This is a genomic window from Bacillus cereus group sp. N14 (genome assembly GCF_016483555.1).
In the GTDB taxonomy this organism is placed as follows: domain Bacteria; phylum Bacillota; class Bacilli; order Bacillales; family Bacillaceae_G; genus Bacillus_A; species Bacillus_A wiedmannii.
Genome location: NZ_JAEHBQ010000008.1, coordinates 17,466 through 38,456, shown reverse-complemented (window position 1 = coordinate 38,456; position 20,991 = coordinate 17,466). Strand labels below are relative to the sequence as shown.

Below are 20,991 nucleotides of genomic sequence, written 5' to 3'. Positions count from 1 at the left end.
AAAAGGAAGAGCTTAAAAGCTAGCTCCCCCTTTTTCATTTCACCTTATCTATATTTTTAGTACCTTCTACTTACAACGTATGCGGTAACATTACAGCCATAAATACATCATTTCTCTCATCCGGTACTATATACATTCCTTCTGCATCTAAATATTCAATGGAAAAGGCTGCTAGCTCATACGCCATTTCTTGATCGCATTCAAAAAGTGGATTTATAAAAACCTCACTTCCTGTAATCTTTTGTAAATCTTTCAAACAGTTAGACTTACTTCTTGCATAATCAGCCACATTCTCATTAGCCCAAGACCACATCCAACTGTTACTCTTTCCAGACCAAGAACCTATAAATACAATACTAAATTCCAATAGAACTTGACCATTATTTTTAAACTGTAATATGCATTGATCTTGATCATACCAATATTCATCAAATTTATCGATATTATAATCTGAAATAAATTTTTGCTGCTTACTTTCTAATTTGTCATAACACATATCAAGATAACTCTCGAATTGTTCATTTGTCATTACCAATTATAATACGCTCCTTTTCTTCAAGATTCCCAAGTAATATTGATTTGTTCAAAGGAAATTTTACTTTCTTGTAGGCCTTCCACATTATCTGTTCCAATCATCGCTATCTCATTTTCAGAGAGCTTAATTACTTTATTAGGATTTTTTATTTTTCTCTCATATAACAACACTAAGAGTTTTAACTGTTCTTCAGTTAATTCATATTCTTCTTCTAACAATTCAATTGCAGATGTAACATCCATCAACTGTTTTTCTAATAATTGTCCTCCATTATCCTCAATACCTTCTATTTGTTCCATAGAATATGCACCGTTTTCTTCAATCCAAAATCCCGTTGTAATTAAAGAGATGGTATCTTCTTCATCTCCATCTTCTAAAAGATATTGAAGCGTTTCCTTCTGGGCTATCTCTATAACCTTTTTAGGTGCTTCCTCAAAATATATCAGTGCATCTGCTTTATTATTAAATCTCTCACTTTCAAAATCTTGCAATCCTATCACACAATAATCTGGATGAAAGGTGATTGTTCCTTGGGCTCCACTCCCATTTTGTATATTATAATTAAAGCCATCCCAAGTATTCTCATAGGAGGATTCTGGATAATGCGCCACACTAATTGCATGTGCAATTGATGTTAAAATGCAACCGTTCCATAACTTCTCTCTATCTACATTGATTTTAAATTTCACCATAATTAATTTTACCTCATCTAATATTTATTTGATTTTCGAATATTTTCTTTTCGTCCCAATACCTGTGCATTTTTAAAACTATTGGTGCCCCCTTTACTTCTTGGGAAATAATGATCGACATTCGCTTCATTTGGACAATGCTTCTGACCTTTTTTACTTTGTTTAGGTTTGCAAAGCCTTTTCCCCGATGCATCCGATCTAAGAATCCCTCCATTCCTTTTTCTATTCTCTGCTAGAATTTTTCGTTTCTGACTACTAGTAAAATCTTTCCCCGCTCCAACGAATTTAGAATCTTTCAAGTGACCATATAAAGGTTTGGTTCTTTTACCTATTGTACCCTTATAAATCATCTTCTTCCCGTAACGCTTAGCCAATTGCTTACCCACAAAACGTCCTACATGCGGAGCCGCTATTCTAGCCCCATGTATAGCTAATGGAACAAACCACGCTAAATGCCCATCTGGATCGATGTTCATCACAGGATTGTTATCCCCATAAGCATACCCATTCATTGTAACTGGATCATCCTCATCACCCGGATCAGGATCCACTGATAAGAACACACCATGCTCTGGATTATAATAACGTGCCATCAGATAATACATGCCAATCTCTTTATCATACATGTATCCCGCATATCCGAACGGATTATCTGCTGCGATACCTTTTGCGTCGCTCTTTAATACGTTACCCCATGAATCATATTCATATGTTGCTACAACTTCTCTATTTTGATCTGTCATCGCAATGACATCACCACGAGGGTTGTAGTGGTAGTATAACGTTTGCCCTTTTGATTTCATTGCTAGACGTACGCCACTTGTAGAATATACATATTGACGAAGAACGTTGCCACTACCATCTGTCTCATATAACGGATTAATACTGTCTCCATCATAGAAATAACGTGTTACTTGACCATTTACACTCTTTTCAATACGACGATTATCCTCATCATACTTATAAGTTGCGAATGCATTGCTCTCACCTTGTTTTGTAATAGATACAAGTTGGTCATCTTCATTCCATGTATACTTATACTTCCCATCAGATGTACGATTGCCATTCGCATCATACGTTAATGATTCATTTCCGAATTTGACAAGCTGATTTCCTTCATTGAATGTTGCCGCTATAGATTTTGTTTCTTTTCCATTCTCTACAATTTTAACACTCGTACGGTTTCCAAATCCATCATATGTGTATGATTTACTTGTTCCGTTTGGTAATGCCTCGTTTAGTAGTTGGTTAATCGGGTCATATACAAAGTTTGTTTCTGTTATTTTTCCGCCCGCACCTTCATGTTTAATCTTCGTGCGGTTGCCTGATTGGTCATATTCATAGCGTTCCGAAAGTAGAATGCTATTTGATGTACCTACTACTAAATCTTTAATCTTGTTCGCATGGTCATAGTTGAAAGTAGAACCTGAACCATTTCCAGCTGTATACGTACGAACATTTCCTTGATCATCATAATCAAATCGATACGTTTGCGAGCCATCTGTCACACGAATGTTTTGATCTAACGTGTTGTAGTCATACGATACTTTATTTGTGTATCCACCTTGCGTTACTGTTTGTTCTTTTAACTTTTCTGTCTTACTGTTTGCTTTGTCGTGATATGCCCAGTCAATTTTTCCGCCTCGGCTATCTGTTGCACTTGTAACGCGGTCTGCCTTGTCGTATGTTTTCGTGCGTTCTACGCCGTTGACATGGTCTTTTACTTTCGTAACTTGTCCATTTTGATCACGTTCAAATGTAAATGAATCTTTTCCATTGCGTTTTTCGCCAACGACGCGATCTGCTGTATCATATACAGATTCTAAAATAGAGCCGTTTGGCATTGTTGTTTTAATCTTGTTTGCATTTTCATCGTACGTATTTTCAATACGACGGTTTAACGCATCAATATACACTGTATTTTTATTATCTACATCATATTCATATTTGTGTGTTTGCGTTTTCCCACCAAACATGACAGATTTCTCTGTTGTATTTCCATTATGATCATAACGATAATTAACAGAGGTACCATTCTTTAATGTAACCTTCGTTAATAGATTATCTTTGTTGTAATCATATAGTTTTGTATTTCCTTTTTCATCTGTCTCGCTCTTTTTATTTCCTGATGCATCGTATGTGAATGTATTCTTCTGTCCTTCTTCATCATACGCAGCAACAACATTTCCATCGTTGTCGTACTCGTTTTTAATAAGAGCGTTACCTTCTAGTACACGAATATTATCGAACCAAACTTTTCCTTTATTCTCTCTTCTAAATAGAAGGTAGACTTCCATACGCTTAATTGGTTTAGTGGCAGGAATGACAACTGCACTACGATTCCAATCATTTGTACCACTTGGGAATTTTGCCTGATAGTTCGTACCACTACCATCTTGATAATACACATCTGCCCAAATAGAATAATCTCGTGAGAGCTTATCTGATGCAGTATTTTCTACATTCTGAGATTTAGACATCCCTGTTAATGTAATTGTTTCTGCTTTTTGTTGGTTTAAATGTATATGCGCACCATAGCCTACATCTGAACCACCATATTGGCTACGTTCTAATACAATAGACGAATCTCCTGTAAAGCTTTCCTCATGGGAAGTATCTTTCGGATCACAACTTGATCCATTGCCTCGAATCCATCCTGGAATACAACCTTTCTCCGTCATATTCTCTACACTACTATTTTCAATTGGATTAAAGCTTGAAGACACTTCTCCTTTTTCAAGTTGCATCTTATCAAACCATGCAGAACCACTTGAATCTGCTCGATTATAATCAACTTGTAGATATATTCTAACTTTTTTCGTTTGGCCTGTCGTCTTAAAAGTTACTTGGCGATTCGTCCAATCTTTCTCGCCTTCTATCCTGTTATGACGCGTATCAAACCAATTATTTCCACCATCAAGAGGATTTCCATCTTCTTTTAACAACTGAACATTAAAGAATGCACCAGCATGTGTTAATGATGTTTTCATCATCCCACTTAATGTATATGTTGTATTTGGTTCTACTACAATATCTTGAATCGCACTATGATATCCCCAGCCAGTATTTTGCGCCTGTACAATCATTCGTAATGATGAAGATCCGCCCAATCCACCTGGCGCAAAGATTGTATCTTTTCTCAATGCTCCTTGGCTATTACCCTTTTCTTCAGTCCATCTCTGCGTATCATTCATCTCAAAACTTGGATTTTGAATTAGGTTTTCACCTGTCCCTAACTCTCTCGTTGTTTCAATTGGATTTCCAAACTGATCATACTGCATGAAAGATGATGTATTTGCTGCTTGGTCAGTTTCAGAAACTTCTGTATTTGCAGCTTTATAGGCAACTGTTGTTTCACGATTTTCGTTATCTGTCGCTTTTATAATTCCGTTGTCTTTATTGTATTCAAACTTCTCAGTTCCCATTTCATCAGTAACAGAAGTTACATTCCCATTACCGTCATAGGTCGCTGTTTCTGTTTGATTTTTAGGAGTTGTTGTTTTTACTAAATTGTTTGCATTATATTCATACGATGTCGTTAAATTCAGTCGTCCCACATCTTCAACTGTTTTCACTGGATTTCCAGCATCGTTATACGTATAAACAGTCTTACGTCCTTTAGGGTTCGTTAACGTAACTTCCTTCGAACCTGTATTATATGCTAATGTCGTAGCTTTACCTAATGGGTCCGTTACTTTTACTAATCTATCATTCTCATATGCATACGATGTTTTATATGGTTTAGCATCTGTATGTTGTGGATCATAAATAGATGTTAGTACCCCATTATCATATCCGTATTTATATACTTTTCCTTCTGGTGTTGTAGAAGAAACGAGTAAATCTCCATCATACTTAAATGTAATAGTCTTGTTATCTGGACCGATTACTCTTGCTGCTTTTTTATTATTACCATCATATTGTACGACTAACTCTTTACCAGAAGCATTCTTTACTTTTGATAAACGGGATTCACCATCATATTCATACGTCGTCGTGTTTCCATATTTATCTTTTGTATACTCAATACGCCCCTGTGCATCACCAGATTTATAGAATGTAACAGTTTGATCTTTATCTTTTATTTCATATCCGCCTGATACTTGCTTAATCTCTAAATATATACCAGTAGGAGCTTGATACTTATTGTCTCCAGTTTTAGTAAATGTAACATTTGCTCCGTTGGCAGAAATTAACAGTAAGTTTCCATTTCCGTCGGCCCAAATTCTTTCCTCTAATCCACTCGACCAACCCGTACCAAATAGACCTACCTTTTTACTTTGGCTATTATACGTTCTTTCTACTGATACGTCCGGTCCGCGCCCTGATAATGTAATATCTTTCTCACTCATGATAAAGTTACCATTTGTAGCATTGACTTGTCCGTTTAAAACGGGAATAGATGCCCAGTAATCAAACATCCCCATAAATCCAAAGTCTTGGGAGAATTTAGGTACAAATTCATGAGAAATTTCACTTTCAGCATGCCCCGCTGTACTATACGCTGTTACACGGAACCAATAGTTTTGCGCACCTGCATAGATTCCACCAGAATTCTTATACACAAGTGATGGATCAACTGCTAATTCTGCCCCTTTTTTATCATGATGAAGTAAATATTGACCTTTTGCGATTTCATCTTTCGTTGGCCAAATCTTCTCATTTTGCGTTGTCCAATTCGTTTTATTTCCGACATCGAACGCTTCATAATCTTTTCCGTTATAAATCCAAACTTTATATCCAGATGCTTCAGGAACCGGGTCCCATTTCAATGTCACATATCCTGTTGCCTTATCGGTCGCATTAATGTAAGCTGAACCATCTGGCTTTTTCACTTGCTCTAATGGAATAAATGGAACTACTTCATCTGAAAGCGGGCTATCGCCAAATGGATATGTCGCAACAATACGAATCCAATAACCACGTCTCCAACTATAATCTCCATAGGGACTACCTGCTAAATGAGCATTTTTATAAATTGGCCCTGGATTAACTGGTGCTTCTCCACCACTACTTGTACCATCTGTATGGAACTCAAATTCCCCTTGTGCAATTTCTGCTGGCGTCGGGAAGATTTTTTTATCTTTTGTCGTCCAACTAGTCACATTCCCAACAGGAATATATTCATAATCATACCCATTAAAAATAGCAACTTTATAACCTGTTGCTCCTGGAACTGCATCCCATTGTAGATTGAAGTGACCTGAACCACTACCACTACCATTTGAGTAAGTTTGTACTCTTGGCTTATTCGGTTTTGCGTAAGAATATTTCACTTCTAAGTACGGTGCATTTGCTCCGTTTTCAGCTGCAATAAATTTCTTCCAATGGTTTTGTCCATTTCCGTTTGCATGTAGCTTAAAGCCGTTATTTTGTTTTGTGCCTTCCACCCATGCTTTTACTGTATTTGTTACGTTAAATTTTGCCCATTGTCCTCTTGTTACATCAGCATGCGCAATATTTGCAGAGTTCGGTTTATTATTCCAGTTCACTCCACCAACATTCCAGCTACCTGTAACTTCATCTAACCAAACACCATTTGGTTGATTCGCATAATAATGCCAAACTGTATAGGCATGGAATGTAGCACCTTCAATCTTTGCACCTTTTAAATTTGAAACATTCGGTTTAACAAATGCAAAGTTTGTTCCAGATGACCCATCATAATACCCTACTTTTAACGTGTAAGCATTTTGACCGGAATCCCAAAGTTTTCCTCCTGAATAGTTTACAGTTGGATAGGCACTTGCAGCGTACGCATTTTCAAAGTTACCTAGTTCAACAGAAGGATCCACATATACCGGATATTTTCGCTCTGGTGCTTGTAACCACTGCGGGTCTGCGGTAACAGTTAATGTATATGTTTTTTCATCTTTCTTCTCAAGATTGTAACGAACCGCATCTGACGTTACAGCCTCACCTGATTGTTGATCCACATTTGAATCATTCATATACGGTTTCGGTAATGTGAAGACTTTTTCTTTTTTCTCATTTTGGAAGTCGATTGAACCATCTTCCTGTATATTCGGTGTTAAATCTGTTTCTAATGCAAAAGTAAAAATGTGATGTCCTGTATATTCACGTAATACAAAATCTTCTTTTACGTTTTCATTAAACGTCGTACTCTTTAAATCAATATTCGGGAAAATCCCTTTATACCAGACTGTATTATTTTCATGTGTTGCAGTAACTGGTGACGGCTTCACTTCACCTTTTTCACCATTTGCACTCATTAATTTGTACTGAATCGTATGATCTTTTACTTTAAATTGAACGTACTTTCCATCTTGTGCTGTTTTCTCGAACTCTGGTTCTAATGTTGTATTTTCTGTTACAATTTTTTCATTTGGTGCTTCTACTAATTTCGGTGAAACCTCTTCTAACTTTCCATCTTTCTCAACATGAATTGGTTCCGTATATACCTTTTTCGTATACGTACCATCATTATTATCGAAAACTTTTTCTGTTTCCGTTCTTTCTTCTACAATCTCAGTCGGATTTGCTTGTGCTTTAGCCTTATCCTTCTTTAACTGATCTGGATGTGGAGCTGGTAACTCCTTTTCCTTTTCCTTTTCCTCTTTCTTTTCTGTTTCTGGCCTTTGTTCTGAATTTGGAGATGGTGTAAACGGTGGTGCCGTTTCTGCCAATCCATTCAGTGGTATGGAGGTAACAATTAATGCAACTACGATAAGTTGGATTAAGTACCTATACCATTTCTTTGCTTCCATAAACTCACCTCGCTGAAATATTTTTAACATATATAATGTTACATATCACAATGTAAACAAACGAAAGAGTAAAGTAAATATAGTTTTAAAGTTTTGAAGATTTCGTGCACAAAATCCGACAATTTACCGACAATATTATAATTGTTATTCACAGAAAATTAATTTTATATTATAATATTTCATTTATCTTGGTATAGATTTAAATAAAGTTTATCGAGCCCCTTATTAAAAGAGGCAATACTTTCTCCACCTCTATCCCATTAATAAACCCCTCAACAAAAAAAGCACACAATCTATTCACAAAAGTGAACGTTGTGCGCCTTCATTTCTCATTCCGTTTCATTTATTTCTTCAACTTATCCGTCTTCGCAATAAATTGTGCTGCTTCTGCGCGGCTTACCGCTTTATCTGGAGCCCAGCCATTATCTGTTCCAACTGAAATGTTTTCTTGGATTAAAATATTGGCATACTTCGCACCCCAATGATTGTTTAAGTCAGCAAATTTTTTTGGTAGTTTCATATTTTCATTTGTTTACTTTTTATAAGTTTTAAAAATAACATCGTATGTATCAGCTGCTTTTATATAAATATACGCAACGCAACTACTTAATTGATATTCATTATCAATTAAGTGCAAAAAATATCATCTCCTGCACAAATATGCCTTTCGTTCATTTTTAAATAGTAAATAATGAGCCGTATGAACCTTTCTCTCTAAATAATCAATAGAATACGAGCTTGATGGATCGACTAAATCACCTATCGCACCTGAAAGATGATCAATGACTTGCTGCAGTATTTCTAAGTTTTTCTTCTCACTTTCAGCGTTCATTTCATCCATAATGTCACAAATAAGATATTGAACTCTCCGTAAACGTAATTCCTTTTGCTCCACGTATATCTCCTCCTTATTAGTCATATTACGGTTTAAATATATGGGGTTATAGCTTAACCAATTCTAAAAAATACAAAGGCAACCATCTTCATAAAGATGGTTGCCCCTATTTTTAAACTTGCATCGCTTTTTCTTTTAACGCTCTTCTTAACAATTTACCCGTCGTATTCTTCGGCAATTCTGTTAAAAATTCGATACTCATTGGCACTTTATATTTCGCTAAATGTAACGTGCAATAATGCATCAGTTCCTCTTCTGTTACGTTCGTTTGTTTCAGAACGACGTAAGCTCGCACTGCTTCTCCTAAGTTTTCATCAGGAACGCCAATTACGACAACTTCTGCTACAGATTCGTGTGTATATAATACTTCCTCTACTTCACGAGGGTATACGTTATAACCGCCAACTAAGACGATATCTTTTTTACGATCAACAATATAGAAGTAACCTTCTTCATCCATTTTCGCTAAGTCACCTGTATATAGCCATCCGTCTTTCAATGTCGCTGCTGTGTCTTCTGGAGCGTTATAATATCCTTTCATAACGTTAGGCCCGCGAACAATTAATTCACCGACTGCGCCAACAGGTACTTCTTCCCCAAGTTCGTTCACAATTTTGTTTTCTACATGCCAAATATTTGTGCCTATTGATCCTGGTTTACGCGGACGATCTAGCGGGTTAAAGCAAGTAACTGGTGATGCTTCTGATAAACCGTATCCTTCTGAAACAATAACGTCAAAACGTTTTTCAAAGTTTTGCAGAAGAGCAACTGGCATTGACGCACCACCTGAAATACAAAGACGAAGCGTCTTCACATCTTCTGCGCTTGCTTCTTCAAATAAATATAAATAATTGTACATCGTCGGTACACCAGCAAAAATCGTTGGCTCGTACGTGCGACAAATACGGAATACTTCTTTCGGACTAAATTTCGGTAACATTAAAATAGTTGCTCCGTTCACAATCGGTGCATTTACCGCCACTGTTAAGCAAAATACATGGAACATTGGCAAAGCCGCAACGACGCGATCATCAGCAGTATATTGTAAATACGACGCCACATCGCTCGCATTACTATATAAGTTTTTATGTGTTAACATCGCACCTTTCGGTTTTCCAGTTGTACCTGAAGTGTATAGAATAACCGCTACATCTTCTTCATCTAATTCTGGGCCTTCAAAAGTTAAATCTCCAGCCCCTATCATTCTCGTAAACGTTTTCATTTTTTCGGTTTCTGTATGGTTAAAATCTGATGAGGTTTCGCATATGATGATGTTTTCAAGTGAAGGAAGTCTTGTTGTAAGAGATTGTATAACAGGTAGAAGGACGTCGAGTACGATGATTGTTTTTACATCTCCATTTTGTAAAATGTAATGCATTTCGTCTGCTGTATAAATTGGATTAACTGGAATAACAGTTGCTCCAGCTTTCATTGTTCCGTATAAACCGACCAAAAAATGTGGTGAGTTTCCAACAACTAATGCGACATTGTCCCCTTTTCCAATGCCCATTTCTGCTAAATTGCTAGAAAACCTTGTGACCATTTTGTTTAATTGGTCATACGAGACCGACTGATCCATAAATATATAAGCCGGTTTATCCCCCTTTTTTTTCGCCGTTTCAGCTAAAGATTGAACGAGATTCACACAAACCCCACCTTTATAAAATTTAGAATATTTAAAAATTCTAAATTAATTATATTAAAAGAAAATTAAAGTAGCAAGTGATATTCCATTAACTGCATATACACAGAGCACCTCCTCTTAGTTTACTTTGGAAGGATAAGGGGATTTTATTTACAAGCAATTTATGAAACTAGAGCAAAAATCATTTTAAGATAATATGCACTCATCTTTTCTCTCAGTTTTTCTAGTTCTTCTTTATTCAAGCTCGTATACTCCCCGTGCAAGTTAAGAGCATCCGCTTCATCTTCATGAAAATACACCGTAACATATAATGCCGGTAACCCTTTATTGTCTTCATCTATCGATAAGACGACATCTGGTGTTTTATTAACAGTGCTGAATGTTTCATTTCTTTTCCACTTCTTATTTTGAAACATGTCTTGTATTTCCTGTATCTTTCGTTTGTTATCTGTATGCGTAAAATATATAACATTATCTTTCGCAGGCTTTCCGATAGACAAAATTGTGCGACTTGAGGACGTTTCATCGTTACAGGCTGTCATTCCGATGACGAAGCTAAGCAATATACAACGTACATTACCCTTTTCATTTCGATCCGCCTCCTTTTGAATATATATATTCCTTTGTAAGGGGCAGATGTCCTGTGATTTTATGGTATATGAAATTATATCGGCGATTTTTCGAATATATCTACCGTAACTCGAAATATATCAACGATTTTCCAAGTATATCTACCGTAACTCGAAATATATCAACGATTTTTAAAATATATTGACTTACCGACAAAACATGACAATCTACGCAAAAAGAAAGAGGCTGTCCATTACGGCAGCCTCCCTTATTTTTAGAAGAATAAATGTAAGAAATCTTCTGTTGTAATATTACCGAAGTAGCGTTTAATATCTACGCCTTCCAAAGCTACAGTGAATGCATCTTTATCAAATTGTACACCTGTTAGACGCTCTTCAATGTCATGTACATCTAGTGAACCGAAGAAGTCACCGTAAATTTTACATTCTGTTACAGTTCCTTTTTTCACTTCAAGACGAACGTCAACTTGTCCAACTGGGAAGCGGTGTGAATGTTGTAAGTTGAACTTCGGAGATTTTCCGTAGTTCCAATCCCAATTTTGGTAACGTTCTTCAGAAAGTTTATGGATCTCTTTCCAATCCTCTTCTGTTAATTCATACGTTGGGATTTCTGTTTCTCCTTCGAAAATTGTTTCTAGAAGAAGTTGTCTAAACTCTTCTGTCGTCATTTCTTCGTTTAGGAACTCTGTAATGTTCGCAACGCGGCTACGGATTGACTTAATTCCTTTTGATTGGATCTTATCCATTTTTACTTTTAACGCTGATACGACGTGATCGATTTCAGAATCAAATAGTAACGTACCGTGACTGAACATACGACCTTTCGTTGAGAACTGCGCGTTACCTGAAATTTTTCTGCCTTCAGCTAAAATGTCGTTACGACCACTTAGTTCTGCATTTACACCTAATTTACCGAGCGCTTTCGTTACAGGTTCTGTGAATTTTTTAAAGTTGCTGAAACTGTCTCCGTCATCTTTCGTAATAAAGCTAAAGTTTAAGTTTCCTAAATCATGATATACTGCGCCTCCGCCTGATAGACGACGAACGACATGAATTCCTTGTTCTTTTACGTAATCTGCATTAATTTCTTCTACTGTGTTTTGGTTTTTACCAATGATAATGGAAGGTTCGTTAATGTAGAACAGTAAATATGTTTCATTAATATCTAAATTCTTCACACAATATTCTTCAATTGCTAAGTTTATTCTAGGATCTGTAATCCCTTTATTATCAATAAATAACATCGTATCACCTCATGAGTTCCATACGTAGCCACTATGCGCTAGCGTAATATGGCCACTGAAAATTTGTTTTGCTTCTGTTACTAAATCAGATGGATTGCCTGTATGCGGTAAGTGCGTTAATAAAAGTTCTTTTACATTTGCATCTTTCGCAATACTTGCTACTTCTGTACTATTCATATGCCCTGCTTTTGCAGCTTCTTGATGTGCATACATATTACACTCACAAATGAAAAGATCAGCATCTTTTGTGAATGGAATAAATTCAGGAATATAACTTGAATCAGCACTGTATACTACAGCGTCACTACCAGCTGTAATACGCATCGCAAAGCATGTAACAGGATGAACAGTTTTTAAGAATGAAATCGAGAACGGTCCGATTTGAAGTGTTTCTTCTGGATTGTACGCGATTGCTTTCGTATGTGGTTCATGCGTTAAAGAATGGAATCCATTCTCGTCAAACGTATGACCGTATATTGGTAATTCCGGTAGTTGCCCCTTTGTCGCACTCGTAATTAATCTCGCATATTGCAATACCCCAATGTCTGCAACATGATCGTGATGATAGTGCGAAAGTACAACTGCATCTATATCAGACGGTGTTATATATTTTTGAATCTGTGCTAGTACACCACTACCACAGTCTACAAGTAAACGAAAACCATCGTGTTCAAACAAATACCCCGACGTTGCTTCTCCCGCTTCTGGAAAGCCGCCCCAAAAGCCGACAACAGTCATTTTCATATGTATCCATCCTTTCTAAAACCGAGTAGGAATGCATGTTTCACTTACATTCTACATTGTTAACTATAATCCATTTCCTAAACTTTTTCATTATTTTTCAATTTTGTTATAAAACAGTTGTTGACTTTTGTTTTTTGTACTAATACAATGATAGTAAGAAATGGAAATGGAGGGATTGACATGATCGATCAACCAATGGAGTTTTTCAGAAATTTACCGACGAAAACTTGTGCACATTGCGGGAAAGAAATTGATGAGCAACACGAAGCATACCATAACAAATGTGATGACTGCGTTCACGAAGAATAGTAGTTTATGAACATAAAAAACCTAGCAGACATAGTCTACTAGGCTAATAACATCGTATTCTTCTTCATCGTTGAACCTTTCACCAAGAGCTCCAGTTCAAACTCATACAATTCTTTTTGTCGATAATTTTTCGTATGGATTTTATCCATCATCAGGTCGACAACTTTTCGGGCCATCTCATCGATTGGCTGTTCAATTGTCGTAATACCTGGCTCTGTAATTTGTGATAATATTTGATTATCAAAACCGATAACAGCGAGATCATCTGGAATGCTCCAGTCATGGCGTTTTGCCTCTGAAATGATTCCAGCTGCAACCTCGTCGCCTCCTGCCAAAATCGCGGTAGGATTTTTTTTGTCCTTTAATACTTCATGGAATATTCTCTTTCCATCGTCCCAAGAGAAAGCGTTTTCAAGAAAATCGATCGCTTCTACTTGGCGGCTCTTCTCAGTTATTGCACGTAAAAAGCCCATTTTTCGCTGCTGGCTAACCACTTTGGTTTCGTTACCACGACAAAAAATAAGATTACGATATCCTTGTTCTAACACATGCTTAGCAGCTATGTATGCTCCTTGCGCATGATCAAACTTCACTGTTGGAACATTTGCTTCCTCAATATATTCATTACATAACACGATTGGACCGTGCTGTAAGTATGGCTCTACATCTTCCCACGGATTTTCTAGTGAACATAGAATAATCCCATCTACTTGTTTCGTAGATAATAATTGTAAATACTCCATCTCTTTTTCCGGTAAATATCTTGTTTGACAAATAATCAGTTTATATTTATGTTCAGAAGCAGCAATCTCGATTGCTTCAATAAATCTACTGAAGAAAGGATTTGTAATCCTTGGAACTAGCACCGCAATTGTTTCCGTCTTTTGTTTACGAAGCCTTCTCGCCGCAGAATTAGGAACGAAACCTAAATGCTTCATTGCTAATTGAACCCTTTTTTTCTTCTCATCTGAAACATATGGATGATTATTAATCACCCTAGAAACCGTTGTCCTTGATAACCCCGCTAATTTCGCCACGTCCTCTATAGTCGACACGAAATCCTCCCCCTTTGCATGAAAACGTTTTCTTAAACTGATTATATAGTATATTATTGGAAACTGCAATATGGGTTGTTATGATTTTACTATATTAATATTATACATAGGGAAAAGTCTGTTAATGGGAGGAGAGTTTATACTACTTTTAGAAGTTTACAGTAGGCATATTTACTAAAGATAAAGGGAGATATTTCATGAATCGGACGGATCGTTTATTAGCTATATTAATTGAATTACAAAGAAGACACACTGTTACAGCACAAAGCTTAGCGGAAAAATTTGAGACAAGTATAAGAACTATTTATCGCGACATGGATGCACTTAGTGAATCTGGCGTCCCACTTTTCGCCATGCCCGGCCACGGTTATTCATTAATGGATGGTTATTTCTTACCCCCCATTCAACTTACGCCTGAAGAGGCTGTTACTCTTTTATTAGGCGGTGATTATATCGAGAAAACTTTCACTTCTTCTTTTTCTGTACATGCACGATCAGCAAAAGAGAAACTTGAAATTGTTCTCCCTGCTGATCAACAAAAGAAAGCCCAGGAATTACGAGGAACTTTTCGTTTCCTTTCTCCTATATTCTCACATCAGCAATCTGAACAAGAAACACTAGAAAATCAACTTCTCCTATTGCAAGAATCTATTCAAAAAGAACAAGCTATCTCTTTTTCTTATCGTAAACCGAGGGAAACTACAAAAATACAGCGGGCCGTTCATCCTTACGGTTTAGTCAATATTTCGGGAATTTGGTACATCGTTGCCCACTGTTTACTTCGAAAACAAATACGTAATTTCCGCTTAGATCGAATGGAGAAATTACAGCAAGAACAAGAATTTTTTACAAAACCCGAAGACTTTTCTTTGCAAGAATATCAGCCTGAAAGCAACCGTACTGTGATGATTCATTTATTATTCCCCTCCCATATTGCACATAAAATTATTGAATCACGATACTTCTTTATAGATTCATACGAACATAGAAATGATGGTTTTCACGTCTTTTTGAAATCTAGAAACATAGATGAAGTGTTTCAATGGGTATTGAGCTGGGGAAGCCAAGTGCAAGTACTTGAGCCAAACGTTCTATCTGAAAAAATCCGTGATGAAGCAAAGAAAATGTTACAACTTTAATTTTTGCATTTCACTACTGACATAATGCTGTCAGTAGCCCTCCTTTATAGTAGGTATTAACAAATACATTTTCATAAAAAGGAGTTAGCAATATGAAGAAATTTGAGGAATTAGCTACGTATTACATAGAGGAATTAGAAAGGTACTCTATAGAGCAATTTAGGACGAAGCCGTCTAGCGAAGAATGGTCTCTTGGTCAAATGTATAATCATTTAATTGCTTCTACATATATGCAGTTAGATGCAATCGCGAAATGTAGAACTGAAACACCATCAGCAACTAACAAGAAAACGGATATGGGTGAAAAAGTATATAAACTTGGTGCTTTCCCGGATATACAAATCAAAGTACCAAATCATCCTGGATATACACCTGAAAACCCCTCTAATAAAGAAGAAATACAAAAACGTATGCTAGAATTAATTACAGTTGTTAAAGACATTGAGCCAACACTTTCTTCTATTCCAAGTGATTGTAAAGTCGAACATCCTGGGCTTGGTTACTTACATGCAGCAGAATGGTTCCAGCTTATTTCTATGCATTTTGCACATCATCTGCGTCAGAAAGAAAGATTGGAACTTAAGGTTTGCTAAGTGTTAACATTTCCACTAAAAAGAGACTGCCCATATTGGCAGTCTCTTCACTAAAATATGCACCGCCTATACAATTCATAAATTCCCACTTGCTATCAATAGAAGACTCCTCTTTTTTATTCAATATAAAAACACATCAATACGTCATCTCCATATGATCCATCTTCATATTTAATTTGCTTTCTTTGTCTGCCTTCTTCTACAAATCCCATACGTTTGTACACCTTAATCGCTCTATCATTAACAGAAACTACGCCTAAGCAAATTTTCTCTAAACCTTTCTGCTCTTTAGCCCAACTAATAAGAAATTCAATTAGTTTCGTACCAATGCCTTGATTACAATACGCCTCCCTTATCCCCATTCCCATTGTACCTGCATGTCGTAAGCGTTCTAGTTCATATCGATTGAAAATTAAAAAACCAACCACTTTTTTATCAACTTCATAAACTATGTAAAGATTACCTTTTTCATTACTTTTCCGTATCTTTTCTCTTTCTGCATTACTATCATTTGGTAATTTCTTTGGAGATACTATGAAAAACTTTGTAGTAGTTTCCGATAATATAATTTCTTTTCTAATATCCATAATTGCTTCCGCATCAATCTCTTTTGCAAATCGTATCACTAAATCACCTCGTACCTTTTTCTTTAAAAAATAATATTAAAACTATATAACGCTCAAAATGCAACATTACATATTGAGAATTTTTCCACTTTTGATACAATATCCTTACATCTATATAAAAGGAATGTATACAATGAATCCAATTTTAACAGCTGCAAAACAACTATTACATAAAGAAGAAAAGATTTTATCTACTTTAAATTGTTCACTTACTGGCTATATGATTACGCATAAAGTTCCGCATCCAGGCATGCTACTTGCTACTAATGGAAGACTTCTCTTTTTTAGCCAATATAAAAACACATTCATTGCCGAATTTGATTATGAAAAAATTCTATCCATAGAAACGAAGAGACGGATCTTTGATAAAAAAATAATATTTTACTATGAAGATGAATATATCACGCTGGGATACATTACAAGTTCAAATATTGAAGAATTCATAGACTTACTACGCAGAAAGTGCAAGACTAGTACGAGCTCATAATCAGTGGGGATCCCCCTGCTGATTCATTATTTTAACTCCTCCCACTTCGTCCAAACTTCTCTCCCGTTTATATGATACATATTATCCTCGCGATCCATAAACCCATGCACGATAAATTCTCTTCTAATCGTACAAAAATCATCATGATATTGTTTTATGAATGTATTCATTTCTTTTTCCGTATACTGATTCTTTGCATTTAATTTGCAAATTAAATGCTCTAACAATACTAGTTTTTTCTTCTTTTGACCTGGAATCGATTTTAGACGGTCCTCTTTATCAAAAAAGTTACGAATGGTTGTATCACGAAATTTTATTTCACTTTCAGTCATTTTGTTATCCTCCATCGCTTTTTAAATACTACAACTTTATTGTTTGTCCTTATTATTTTTCTTCATTCTTTTACTTACAACATCCATAAAGTAATACCCGCTAATTAGCACATAATAAACTAAAAGTATTCCTAGTGCATCTTTCATATTTATATATTTTTCTTTATGAAACAAGATAGGTGAAAGGGCGTAAACAAGAAAGATGATTAGCGGATTTAAGACAAAATAATAAGTAAGATTTCCTTTCATCATATCAACTCCTCTATTCTAGTTTTCTCTGTAAAGTGTTGTAATTCCTTTTCTTTCGTCTCTATAGCTTTTAAAAAGGTTCATATATAAACTACAGAAAAGATGCCTACATTAAAATAAAAAAAGCACCGAAAAGGTGCTTTTTTCTACGCTTCAACCGATTGATTTTCCACAATATTTTTAAACTGTCGTTTATGCATCCAAGTTAATGAAGCGATAGTTCCAAGTGATAACACAACAATGAAAATCATGAGTATTCCTATGTTTTGCCACATGAAGTTAAAGTCTCCACTTGATACGACTGCTTTCAATCCTGATACAGAATATGTCATCGGCAACCAAGCATTGAATGGTTGTAAAAACTTCGGAATCAATTCTAGTGGGAATGTTCCAGCACTTGTTGTAAGCTGAATAATTAATGTGATGATGGCAATGAAACGCCCTGCATCACCGAATGCTGTTACTAAACATTGAATTAATGCGATAAACGCTAAACTTGTAACGATGCTAAAGAGTATGAAATACGGAATACTTTGTACTTCTACACCTAATCCGAATAGTAATATAATATCTGCTACTACCGCTTGAATAATACCGACTGATAGTAAAACACCGAACTTACTAATAAACCAACTAAATCCTGATTTTGGAACGCCAACTGTATCACGTAATGGATATACGATTGATAGTAGCAATGCCCCAACAAATAAACCGAGTGATAAGAAATACGGTGTAAATCCAGTTCCGTAGTTTGGAACTTCCGCCATTTTCTCCGTCTTCACTTTTACAGGACTTGCAAACATATCATACGTTTTATCCGTCCCTTTCACTTCACCAGTTTTCTCAGCCCCTTCGCCAAGTTTCTCAGCAAGTTCACCTGAACCATCATTTACTTTTACGAGGCCATCCGTTACTTTACCAGATCCGTCTGCTAGTTTATTTACGCCGTCGATTAGCTGGGTTGAGCCAGTTGACATTTTATTTAGACCACCATTTAGAGTACCTAAGCCAGTTGTTACTTGACCAGAGCCATCTGCTAATTGATTTACTCCACCTGTCATTTGGTTTGCTCCTACAGATAATGTACCTAAACCGCCTGTTACTTGGCTTGAGCCATCTGCTAATTGATTTACTCCACCCGCCATTTGGTTTGCTCCTGCAGATAATGTACCTAAACCGCCTGTCACTTGGCTTGAGCCATCTGCTAATTGATTTACTCCACCTGCCATTTGATTTGCTCCTGCAGATAATGCACCTAAACCAGCTGTCACTTTTCCAGATCCGTTTTGTAATTGCGTTACGCCATCAATTAATTGAACTGATCCATCTTTTAATTTATCGGCACCTATTTTTGCATTATCTAATCCCTCACCAAACCCATGAAACTTACTAACAAATTCATTTTGTGCGTTCGTTAGTTTCTCAATACCACCTGCTAGAGTTTTCACCCCTGCTGGATTTGGTAATTTGTTTTGCAATCCATTTGTTTTTTGATGTATTTCGCCTTTTAATTGTTTTACTTCTTCATTTAATTTATTTGTTCCACCCGCTACTCCGGAAGCTTTTTGCTGAACTGTCGCTGTACTTTTTACAGCACTTGTTATGAACGGTTGTAACTGCTCTTGATATTCTTTTGGTAAACTTTCAATTTGTTTTTGTAAATTCGCTACCTCTTGCGCTGCATTTTTTGCATCCCCTGCTGTTGATTGTGTAAGTTCATTTAACTGATTTACATTCTCTCCAGCCCCATCTATTTTCTCATTTACTGCATTCAATATAGAAGGAATTTCCGACTGCATTTCACCTAATCCTGCAGCAGACTTTTGTACGTTACTATTTAAATCTTGCAATCCCTTTTGAATTTCTTGAGACCCTTTTTCTAATTGACTTTGCCCTTCAGCAAGTTTTCCCATACCATTTGATAGATCAGTTGTTCCTGCTTTTAATTCACCAGATTTACTTACTAATTGGTTCAAACCACCGGTCACTTTCTCAGATCCATCACGCAATTCGCCAATTCCTTTTTGCATTTCACCCGTTTTACTATTTAACGTATTTAAGCCGTCTGTTACTTTTCCGGAGCCATCTACCAATTTTCCAATACCTGTTTGCATCTCACCTGTTTTACTATTTAACGTATTTAAACCGTTCGTTACTTTTCCGGAACCGTCTAATAATTTCCCGATACCTATCTGCATTTCACCTGTTTTGCTATTTAGCGTATTTAAACCATTTGTTACTTTTCCAGACCCATCTACTAATTTATTAGATCCATCTGCTAATTTCTGAACTCCATCCTTCATCTCCCCAGACTTCCCTTGAAGTGTATGAAGGCCATCCGTCACTTTACTTGAACCATCATGCAGCTCGCTTGATCCGTCATGTAGTTTACTTGCTCCTTCTGCCCCATCTGCTAACCCTTTTGAGACGTCTTGAATAGAATCAAACATTTTCTCTGCATATGTTTTCGTTAACGTACTTGATACTTCACCTTTAATTTTTTCAATGGCTGTTCCGCCAATTTGTGAAGATAAGAAGTTTAAGCTTTCGTTTGGAATGTATTCTAAGTTTAATGGTTTTGGATCATCTTTTAATAACGTTGTAGCGTTACTTGAGAAGTTATCTGGAATGCGTACTAACATGTAATACTTTCTACCTTCCATTCCTTTTTTCGCTTCTTTTTCACTTACAAATTCCCATTTAAAACTTGTATTATCTTTTAAGTTATCAACGAGCCCTTTTCCGACCTCAATTGGTTTCCCATCAAATACTGCACCTTTATCTAAATTGACTACCGCCACTGGTAAATCATCTAACTGTTTATACGGATCCCAAAAGGCCCATAAAAACATACCTGCATATAAAATTGGCACGAATAAAACCGCGATAATTGGAATTAATATTTTTTTACTTTTTATAATTTCAGTAAACTCTTTACGAAGTAACTGATTCCATTTCATCTTTACTCCCCCTCTTTCAAATGACCGAAATGTTCATTTGGTCATTTTTACCCAAATAAAAAGGCTATACCTATTCATACATATGCCTTATCCCCGAATGTATACTATGCAACTTTTACTCAATACGAAACTAATATTTCTATTTTCCCTCCTTAAATTAAATATATG

The 20,991-nt window shown here is 36.1% G+C and carries 16 protein-coding genes and 2 pseudogenes; 4 read left to right on the top strand and 14 right to left on the bottom strand.

Features of this window, described 5'->3' with window-relative positions; genetic code table 11:
* Window positions 1-70: 70 nt before the first annotated feature.
* The 9 genes and pseudogenes from JDS82_RS13555 to JDS82_RS13515 all read right to left on the bottom strand — a co-directional run bounded on the left by JDS82_RS13555 (window position 71) and on the right by JDS82_RS13515 (window position 13,073).
* Window positions 71-535 carry a DUF6882 domain-containing protein gene (locus tag JDS82_RS13555; RefSeq protein ID WP_199713448.1) on the bottom strand — a complete coding sequence of 155 codons (465 nt, stop codon included), beginning with the start codon at window positions 533-535 and terminating at the stop codon, window positions 71-73.
* 20 nt (window positions 536-555) lie between these two features.
* On the bottom strand, window positions 556-1,227 hold the full coding sequence (locus JDS82_RS13550; protein ID WP_098057894.1) for a hypothetical protein: 672 nt from the start codon (window positions 1,225-1,227) through the stop codon (window positions 556-558).
* A gap of 17 nt (window positions 1,228-1,244) precedes the next feature.
* Window positions 1,245-7,955 (bottom strand): DNRLRE domain-containing protein, encoded by a 6,711-nt coding sequence (locus JDS82_RS13545; protein ID WP_242474902.1) that lies wholly within the window; start codon window positions 7,953-7,955, stop codon window positions 1,245-1,247.
* A 343-nt stretch (window positions 7,956-8,298) separates the two neighbouring features.
* Window positions 8,299-8,484: pseudogene (locus tag JDS82_RS13540) on the bottom strand (S-layer homology domain-containing protein); the annotation flags it as partial.
* 114 nt (window positions 8,485-8,598) lie between these two features.
* Window positions 8,599-8,850, bottom strand: a complete 252-nt coding sequence (locus JDS82_RS13535) for a hypothetical protein (protein WP_000435469.1) — start codon at window positions 8,848-8,850, stop codon at window positions 8,599-8,601.
* A gap of 112 nt (window positions 8,851-8,962) precedes the next feature.
* The gene (locus JDS82_RS13530; protein ID WP_199713447.1) at window positions 8,963-10,495 is read right to left on the bottom strand and encodes a long-chain-fatty-acid--CoA ligase; all 1,533 of its coding nucleotides are present in this window, start codon (window positions 10,493-10,495) and stop codon (window positions 8,963-8,965) included.
* Between the two features lie 161 nt (window positions 10,496-10,656).
* Window positions 10,657-11,084, bottom strand: a pseudogene (locus tag JDS82_RS13525) (hypothetical protein).
* Window positions 11,085-11,339: 255 nt separating this feature from the next.
* Window positions 11,340-12,329, bottom strand: coding sequence for a lipoate--protein ligase (locus tag JDS82_RS13520; protein WP_000897289.1), 990 nt, complete (start codon window positions 12,327-12,329; stop codon window positions 11,340-11,342).
* Window positions 12,330-12,338: 9 nt separating this feature from the next.
* On the bottom strand, window positions 12,339-13,073 hold the full coding sequence (locus tag JDS82_RS13515; protein WP_000784641.1) for an MBL fold metallo-hydrolase: 735 nt from the start codon (window positions 13,071-13,073) through the stop codon (window positions 12,339-12,341).
* Window positions 13,074-13,253: 180 nt separating this feature from the next.
* On the opposite strand from JDS82_RS13515, the gene yhfH reads away from it, so the two are divergent.
* Entirely contained in the window at window positions 13,254-13,382 is a 129-nt protein-coding gene (yhfH, locus tag JDS82_RS13510) for a protein YhfH (protein WP_000567010.1), read from the top strand.
* Window positions 13,383-13,420: 38 nt separating this feature from the next.
* On the opposite strand, the gene JDS82_RS13505 is transcribed toward yhfH, so the two are convergent.
* A complete protein-coding gene (locus JDS82_RS13505) occupies window positions 13,421-14,437 on the bottom strand; it encodes a LacI family DNA-binding transcriptional regulator (protein ID WP_000103725.1) in 1,017 nt (338 codons plus the stop codon).
* Window positions 14,438-14,634: 197 nt separating this feature from the next.
* Here JDS82_RS13505 and JDS82_RS13500 point away from each other — a divergent pair, with 197 nt between their 5' ends.
* The gene (locus tag JDS82_RS13500) at window positions 14,635-15,576 is read left to right on the top strand and encodes a helix-turn-helix transcriptional regulator (RefSeq protein ID WP_097815433.1); all 942 of its coding nucleotides are present in this window, start codon (window positions 14,635-14,637) and stop codon (window positions 15,574-15,576) included.
* Between the two features lie 92 nt (window positions 15,577-15,668).
* Complete coding sequence (locus tag JDS82_RS13495; protein WP_199713446.1) at window positions 15,669-16,169, top strand: DinB family protein; 501 nt, start codon at window positions 15,669-15,671, stop codon at window positions 16,167-16,169.
* 116 nt (window positions 16,170-16,285) lie between these two features.
* Here JDS82_RS13495 and JDS82_RS13490 read toward each other — a convergent pair whose 3' ends face one another.
* Window positions 16,286-16,795 carry a GNAT family N-acetyltransferase gene (locus JDS82_RS13490; protein ID WP_048559617.1) on the bottom strand — a complete coding sequence of 170 codons (510 nt, stop codon included), beginning with the start codon at window positions 16,793-16,795 and terminating at the stop codon, window positions 16,286-16,288.
* A gap of 133 nt (window positions 16,796-16,928) precedes the next feature.
* Here JDS82_RS13490 and JDS82_RS13485 point away from each other — a divergent pair, with 133 nt between their 5' ends.
* On the top strand, window positions 16,929-17,282 hold the full coding sequence (locus JDS82_RS13485; RefSeq protein ID WP_199713445.1) for a PH domain-containing protein: 354 nt from the start codon (window positions 16,929-16,931) through the stop codon (window positions 17,280-17,282).
* 26 nt (window positions 17,283-17,308) lie between these two features.
* Here JDS82_RS13485 and JDS82_RS13480 read toward each other — a convergent pair whose 3' ends face one another.
* The 3 genes from JDS82_RS13480 to JDS82_RS13470 all read right to left on the bottom strand — a co-directional run bounded on the left by JDS82_RS13480 (window position 17,309) and on the right by JDS82_RS13470 (window position 20,823).
* Window positions 17,309-17,614 (bottom strand): DUF2087 domain-containing protein, encoded by a 306-nt coding sequence (locus JDS82_RS13480; protein WP_199713444.1) that lies wholly within the window; start codon window positions 17,612-17,614, stop codon window positions 17,309-17,311.
* A 36-nt stretch (window positions 17,615-17,650) separates the two neighbouring features.
* A complete protein-coding gene (locus tag JDS82_RS13475; protein ID WP_199713443.1) occupies window positions 17,651-17,866 on the bottom strand; it encodes a hypothetical protein in 216 nt (71 codons plus the stop codon).
* Window positions 17,867-18,009: 143 nt separating this feature from the next.
* Window positions 18,010-20,823, bottom strand: a complete 2,814-nt coding sequence (locus JDS82_RS13470) for a YhgE/Pip domain-containing protein (RefSeq protein WP_199713442.1) — start codon at window positions 20,821-20,823, stop codon at window positions 18,010-18,012.
* Window positions 20,824-20,991: the final 168 nt, after the last annotated feature.

What these genes read in the sequence shown, in the direction of transcription:
- JDS82_RS13550 (WP_098057894.1), bottom strand. Translation starts at nt 1,227, where the DNA reads ATGGTGAAATTTAAAATCAATGTAGATAGAGAGAAGTTATGGAACGGT.
- JDS82_RS13545 (WP_242474902.1), bottom strand. Translation starts at nt 7,955, where the DNA reads ATGGAAGCAAAGAAATGGTATAGGTACTTAATCCAACTTATCGTAGTT.
- JDS82_RS13520 (WP_000897289.1), bottom strand. Translation starts at nt 12,329, where the DNA reads ATGTTATTTATTGATAATAAAGGGATTACAGATCCTAGAATAAACTTA.
- JDS82_RS13515 (WP_000784641.1), bottom strand. Translation starts at nt 13,073, where the DNA reads ATGAAAATGACTGTTGTCGGCTTTTGGGGCGGCTTTCCAGAAGCGGGA.
- yhfH (WP_000567010.1), top strand. Translation starts at nt 13,254, where the DNA reads ATGATCGATCAACCAATGGAGTTTTTCAGAAATTTACCGACGAAAACT.
- JDS82_RS13500 (WP_097815433.1), top strand. Translation starts at nt 14,635, where the DNA reads ATGAATCGGACGGATCGTTTATTAGCTATATTAATTGAATTACAAAGA.
- JDS82_RS13495 (WP_199713446.1), top strand. Translation starts at nt 15,669, where the DNA reads ATGAAGAAATTTGAGGAATTAGCTACGTATTACATAGAGGAATTAGAA.
- JDS82_RS13485 (WP_199713445.1), top strand. Translation starts at nt 16,929, where the DNA reads ATGAATCCAATTTTAACAGCTGCAAAACAACTATTACATAAAGAAGAA.
- JDS82_RS13480 (WP_199713444.1), bottom strand. Translation starts at nt 17,614, where the DNA reads ATGACTGAAAGTGAAATAAAATTTCGTGATACAACCATTCGTAACTTT.
- JDS82_RS13475 (WP_199713443.1), bottom strand. Translation starts at nt 17,866, where the DNA reads ATGATGAAAGGAAATCTTACTTATTATTTTGTCTTAAATCCGCTAATC.
- JDS82_RS13470 (WP_199713442.1), bottom strand. Translation starts at nt 20,823, where the DNA reads ATGAAATGGAATCAGTTACTTCGTAAAGAGTTTACTGAAATTATAAAA.